At 66.8% G+C, this 6,047-nt stretch carries 6 protein-coding genes; 3 read left to right on the top strand and 3 right to left on the bottom strand.

Translation table 11 applies throughout. The features are described 5' to 3' along the window. From ENZ74_RS18435 to ENZ74_RS18445, 3 genes are all read right to left on the bottom strand, one after another. A partial coding sequence (locus ENZ74_RS18435; RefSeq protein ID WP_206522295.1) for a BatA domain-containing protein occupies nt 1–1,636 on the bottom strand: 1,636 nt, incomplete at its 3' end. After that, nucleotides 1,633–2,595: a DUF58 domain-containing protein gene (locus tag ENZ74_RS18440; protein WP_013529967.1), complete on the bottom strand. Its 963-nt coding sequence runs from the start codon at nt 2,593–2,595 to the stop codon at nt 1,633–1,635. The genes ENZ74_RS18440 and ENZ74_RS18435, both read right to left, overlap by 4 nt. Beyond that, nucleotides 2,595–3,599, bottom strand: a complete 1,005-nt coding sequence (locus ENZ74_RS18445) for a MoxR family ATPase (protein ID WP_013529968.1) — start codon at nt 3,597–3,599, stop codon at nt 2,595–2,597. The genes ENZ74_RS18440 and ENZ74_RS18445 overlap by 1 nt, the downstream gene beginning before the upstream one ends. A 154-nt stretch (nt 3,600–3,753) precedes the next feature. On the opposite strand from ENZ74_RS18445, the gene ENZ74_RS18450 reads away from it, so the two are divergent. From ENZ74_RS18450 to ENZ74_RS18460, 3 genes are all read left to right on the top strand, one after another. Further along, nucleotides 3,754–4,383 carry a DUF1285 domain-containing protein gene (locus tag ENZ74_RS18450; protein ID WP_013529969.1) on the top strand — a complete coding sequence of 210 codons (630 nt, stop codon included), beginning with the start codon at nt 3,754–3,756 and terminating at the stop codon, nt 4,381–4,383. Next, on the top strand, nt 4,383–5,018 hold the full coding sequence (locus tag ENZ74_RS18455; RefSeq protein WP_063168849.1) for a CoA pyrophosphatase: 636 nt from the start codon (nt 4,383–4,385) through the stop codon (nt 5,016–5,018). The genes ENZ74_RS18450 and ENZ74_RS18455 overlap by 1 nt, the downstream gene beginning before the upstream one ends. Continuing rightward, nucleotides 5,015–6,047 (top strand): CCA tRNA nucleotidyltransferase (locus ENZ74_RS18460; protein WP_164761080.1); only part of this gene is annotated, 1,033 nt, incomplete at its 3' end. The genes ENZ74_RS18455 and ENZ74_RS18460, both read left to right, overlap by 4 nt.

A 6,047-nucleotide genomic window follows, 5' to 3' on the forward strand; every position in this document is an offset into this window, starting at 1 on the left:
CCAATGCCGACGCCGCGGCGGCTTCGGCATTGGCGATGGCCGCGCCCTGGTTGCGCGACAGCTGCACGATGCGGCGCAGCATCTCGACGAAGCTGCCGGAGATCGGCAGGTTCGACCAGGTTGCTTCAGGGGTGACGTGGAACAGCACCAGCGTGCCCTTGCCTTTCTTCAATCCGGTGACCAGCGGCGTGCCGTCGGCAAGGGCCGCCCAGGTGCGCTCGACGATATCGGGTGTCGGCTCGGCCAGCACCTGTCTGCTGACAGTGACCTCGGCCGGCGGCGCCAGATCGGCGAACGGGCCGGCCTTGGGGAATTCGGTGACAGGCTGCGGCGACGTCCATGACAGCGCGCCGCCGAGCGAACGCTCGCCGGTGCGCAGGCGGACCGGCAGCAAATCGTCGTCATCGCCCGCCGTGGCCAGCCGCGAACCGGCGAAACGCACCAGCGTGCCGCCATTGTCGACCCAATCGACAAGTCTCTGCCGGACCTGTCCGGGAATGGTGCCGATATCGGCCATGACAATCATCGCGGGCTTCTGGTCGAGGATCTGCGGGATGGCGTCGGCGAGGTCGGCGCTGGAGGGTTCGACCAGATCGGCGAAGGGCTGCAGCGCCCGCCTGATGTAGTAGAGTGGCGACAAAAGCGGCTGCGCCTGGTCGGCCTCGGCCTGCGACAGCAGCCCGACGCGGCGGCGCTTGGAGCTTTCGTCGAGGACGCGCACCGCACCGGCCTGCCGCTCGCCGTCGAGCGCGATCGAAGCGAAGTCGTTGCGCAATTCGAACGGCACCGCCATGGTGCCGGTGGCGGTGGTTTCGCCAGGCGAAAAGGTCAGCGTCGCATCGGCGATGCGGCGGCCCTTGTCGTCGAAGGCGCCGGCGGTGACCTGCGCCGGGGCAGGGTCGCCCGGCGCGCGGATGGCGGTCAGCGCAAAGCCGTCGACCTGGTTGTCGGCGGCGGTCAGGCCCGTCAGCGACAGCCTGTCGGCGGTTGCCCAGACGACACGGGCGGCATTTTTCGACAAAAGCGTGTTGAAGGCGGCTTCATCGCCTTTTGCCGCCAGGCCGTCGGCAAGCACGGCGACACTGGCCCCGGGCAAGGTCTCCAGCACGCCGGCGACGCGGGCATAGACGGCGGGCCGGTCGGTCGGGATCGGCCGCGGCTTGGCGGCGCGCAGCCGGTCAAGGGCGGTGGCGGCATCGAACGGGCCGATCTCGGCATTGGCTTTTTCGGCGGTGAAGGCGATGACGACCGGCACGCCGTTGGAGCCGGCGTCGTTGATCAGCCGCTCGGCGGTGGCGACGCGTTTGCCCCAGTCGGCGGCACTTGCCCAGTCATTGTCGATGACCAGGGCAAGGGCGGCTCCTTCGGCCGGCAGCTTTTCACGCGGATTGAAGACCGGGTCGGCCAATGCCGCGACGATGAGGGCCGCCATCAAGAGCCTGAGCAGCGTCAGCCACCACGGACTCTGCTGCGGCGTCTCCTCGCGCTTCAGTACGCGCGCCAGGATCTTCAGCGGCGGGAAGATCTCGGTCTGCGGCTTGGGCGGCGTCAGCCTGAGCAGCCACCAGATCACCGGCAGTGCCAGCAGGCCCCACAGCACCATGGGGGCGCCAAAGGAGAGCGGCAGCCAACTCATGCGACAGCCTTTCCTGGCCGATCGCCACCAGCGATGCCTGCACGACCGCCAGCGGTCGGCCTGACCGAGGGGCCATCAGTGGTCATCGCCATGTGCAGCCGCACCAGCGCGTCGGAGGCGAGCCGATCGGTGTGGTTGACGGTAAAGCTCCAGCCAAGCCGCTTGCACCAGGCGGCCAGTTCGTGGCGGCGGGCGGTGTAGAGCAGGCGATACTCATCACCCAGCATTTCGGCGCGGCCGGCGGTCAGCTTGTCGCCGGTCTCGGGATCGGTGAATTCGGTGCGGCCGGCATAGGGGAAGGTCTCCTCGGCCGGGTCGGCGACCTCGATCAGGTGGGCGCGCACGCCGTGGCGGGCCAGCACGTCGAGCCAGGCCATCGTCTCCTCGACGGGATCGAGGAAGTCGCTGACGATGACGATGTCGCAGAAGCGCCTGATGTCGGACAGGTCGGGTTTTGCCGGCAGCTCGCCGGCATGCATCAACTGGGCGGCAATTCGTTCGGCGCCGTTGCGGGCGGTGAACGGGTCGGTGAGGCCCGGCCAGGCGATGCGTTCGCCGCTGCGCGACAACAGCTCGGCCATGGCCAGCGCCAGCACCAGCGCGCGCGATTGCTTGGAAACGCTGGCGCCTGTCGATTTGTAGAGCATCGACGGCGAGGGGTCGGCCCACAGCCAGACGGTATGGGCGGCTTCCCATTCGCGGTCGCGCACATAGGTGTGGTCGTCGCGGGCCGAGCGGCGCCAGTCGATGCGCGAGGAATCGCCCTCGACATAGGGCCGGAACTGCCAGAAATTCTCGCCGATGCCGCGCTTGCGGCGGCCGTGCCAGCCGGCGATCACGGTGTTGACGATACGGCGCGCCTCGACCAGCAGGTCTGGCACAAGCGAGGCCCGCAACCGGCCACGGGCGAGCGCGTCGCGCGTCGCTGCCGGAGCCTGGACCTCGCCGATGCGCGGCATCAAATCCCTTTCACGAGTTTCGCCACCACGTCACGCACGCTGGTGCCTTCGGCGCGGGCGGCGAAGGTCAGCGCCATGCGATGCTGCAGCACCGGCTCGGCCAGCGCACGGACGTCGTCGACCGAGGGCGCCAGCCGTCCGTCGTAAAGCGCGCGCGCCCTTGTGCACAGCATCAGCGCCTGGCTGGCGCGCGGGCCGGGACCCCAGGCGACGTTCTTATCGGTCTCGGCATTGCCTTGGCCGGGACGCGCCGAGCGCACCAGCGTCAGGATCGCCTCGACGACGCTTTCAGGCACCGGCATGCGGCGGATCAGCGTCTGGATCTCCTTCAGCCGCACCGGCTGCAGCACGTTTTGCGCTTTCGCGTCCTCGATGCCGGTGGTTTCCAGAAGGATGCGGCGCTCCGCCTCGATTTCGGGATAGAGGATGTCCACCTGCATCAGGAAGCGGTCAAGCTGTGCCTCGGGCAGCGGATAGGTGCCCTCCTGCTCCAGCGGGTTCTGGGTTGCCAGCACGTGGAAGGGCGCCGGCAGGTCATGGCGGGCGCCGGCAATGGTGACGTGGTATTCCTGCATGGCCTGCAGCAGCGCCGACTGAGTGCGCGGCGACGCGCGGTTGATCTCGTCGGCCATCAGCAGCTGGGCGAAGATCGGCCCGGAGATGAAGCGGAAGGAGCGTTTTCCGGTCTCGTCCTGCTCCATCACTTCGGAGCCGAGGATATCGGACGGCATCAGATCCGGCGTGAACTGGATGCGACGCGAATCGAGGCCGAGCACGATGCCAAGTGTTTCGACCAGCTTGGTTTTGGCGAGACCCGGCACGCCGACCAAAAGCGCATGGCCACCGGCCAGCAGCGCCACCAGCGTGCGCTCGACGACGCTTTCCTGTCCGAAGATGACCCGGCCGACCCCGTCGCGGATCCGGGAGATGTCGGCAAGCGCCTTCTCGGCCTCGGCGATCATGTCCTTTTCGCTGATCGGGCTTTCCTTGACCATCACGCTCATGCCGCATCGATCCTTGTGGTTGGAATACCATGGCTGGAACAACGGCTGCACCATACCATAAGTTGCCGCGATTCGGCCTCGCGTGGCGCCTACATCGAAACTTAAATCACAGACTTAGGCTGACAAGCGGAACAACAGTGACTATTTCGTGACCATGACGGGACCCTTGGGACATCGTGAAGAAAGCCTGACTGATGCCACCGAGGCGCGTGGTCTCGAGGCGCTGATCTCGCGCGCCGCCCGTGCCGGCAAGGGCGCGGCACCTGTCGAACGCTGGAATCCCGACTTCTGCGGCGATCTGGACATGGAGATCAAGGCCGACGGCACCTGGTTCTATCTGGGCACGCCGATCGGGCGCATGCCGCTGGTGCAGCTTTTCTCCTCGGTGCTGCGCAAGGACGCCGATGGCAGGACCTATCTGGTGACACCGGTAGAAAAGGTCGGCATCCGCGTCGCCGATGCGCCGTTCATCGCCGTCGAAATGGACGTTTCGGGCAGCGGCGAGGCGCAGACAATCACCTTCCGCACCAATGTCGGCGACGTCGTCGAAGCCGGGCCGGAACGGCCGCTGCGGTTTGTCGATGAGAACGAGACCGGCGGGTTGAAGCCCTATGTGCTGGTGCGTGGCCGTCTGGAGGCGCTGGTGGCGCGGCCGGTGATGTATGAACTGGTCGGGCATGGCGAGGAGATCGAAATCGGCGGCGAGACGATGTTCGCGGTGCGCTCCAAGGGCGCCGTGTTCCCGATCATGCCGGCGGACCAGTTGAAGCGGCTGAGCGCGTGATGGACCAGGTGACGCCGGCGCCGTTTTCATCCGCGGATTTTCGCGCGCGCTTTGCCGTGCAGCCCGATGCACATGCAGGCGACGACGACTATGGCGACCATCGCTTCAACCCCGGCCATCCGCGCCTCAACCAGGGCAAGGCGCTGCGCAATGCCGCGGTGCTGATCCCGGTGGTCGATCATGAGGGCGATGCGACGGTTCTTCTGACCAAACGGGCCGAAAAGCTGCGCAGCCATTCGGGGCAGGTGGCCTTTCCCGGCGGCACTATCGATCCGACCGATCCGAGCCCTGAGGCGGCGGCGCTGCGCGAGACCTTCGAGGAGATCGGGCTTGGCCGAGATGGCATCGAGATCATCGGCCGCATGCCCGACTATGTCGCCGGCAGCGGCTACCGCATCGCCCCGGTGCTTGGCATCGTGCGGCCCGGTTTCCAACTGACGCTCAACGCAGACGAGGTCGATGCCGCTTTCGAAGTGCCGCTGCGCTTCCTGATGGACCCGGCCAACCACAAGCGCGACAGCCGTATGTGGAACGATCTCGAATGGTTCTTCTACGACATGCCTTACGGCGACCGGCGCATCTGGGGCGTCACCGCCGGCATCATTCGTACTCTCTATGAAAGGCTCTATGCGTGAGTGTCTCGATCGCGGGCAGGGCCGATTGGCTCACCGACAAGCATCTACAGCGCCTGCTGTTCGCATTGGCCGAAGGCGGTGAAGAGGCGCGAGTCGCCGGCGGCGCGGTGCGCAACACGCTGATGGACCAGCCGGTCGCCGACATCGACATCGCCACCACCTGCTTGCCGCAGCAAACCCTCCGCCGCGCCGAAGCGGAAGGGTTCAAGGCGGTGCCAACCGGCATCGAGCATGGGACGATCACCGTGGTTGCCGGCGGAAAGCCCTATGAAATCACCACCTTGCGCGCCGATATCGAAACCGACGGGCGGCGCGCGAAAGTGTCGTTCGGGCGCGACTGGAAGCTCGATGCCGAGCGGCGCGACTTCACCATCAACGCGCTCTATGCCGAGGCCGATGGCAAGGTGGTCGACCTGGTCGGCGGCATTGCCGACATCGAGGCGCGCCGGCTGCGATTCATCGGCGACCCGGAAGCGCGCATTCGCGAAGACTACCTGCGCATCCTGCGCTTCTTCCGCTTCTTCGCCTGGTACGGCGACGGACGGCCCGACGCCGAGGGGCTGAAAGCCTGCGCCCGTCTGAAGGAAGGGCTGGCCCAGCTTTCGTCCGAGCGCATCTGGTCGGAACTGAAGAAACTTTTGTCGGCGCCCGATCCGTCACGGGCGCTGCTTTGGATGCGGCAGGCAGGTGTCTTGACCGCGGCGCTGCCGGAAAGCGAGAAATGGGGTATCGATGCCATCCATGGGTTGGCCAAGGCCGGCAAGGATCTGGGCTGGGCACCCGACCCGCTGCTCAGACTGGAAGCGATCGTGCCGCCCGATGCCGCTCGCATGAAGTCGCTCGCCGAGCGGCTCAAACTCTCGACCGCCGAAGCGGATCGCCTGCGCCAATGGGCGCTCGCCACCGCCGTCGAGCCGAAGACGACCGAGGGCGAACTGGCAAAAAGGCTCTATCGCGGCGACCGGCAGGGGTTTGTCGACCGTCTGCGGCTGTCGCTTGCGGCAGCCAGGATGCGCGCCGTCGAGGACA

This window comes from Mesorhizobium sp. M7A.F.Ca.CA.002.15.2.1 (assembly GCF_003998715.1).
Classification (GTDB): Bacteria; Pseudomonadota; Alphaproteobacteria; order Rhizobiales; family Rhizobiaceae; genus Mesorhizobium; species Mesorhizobium ciceri.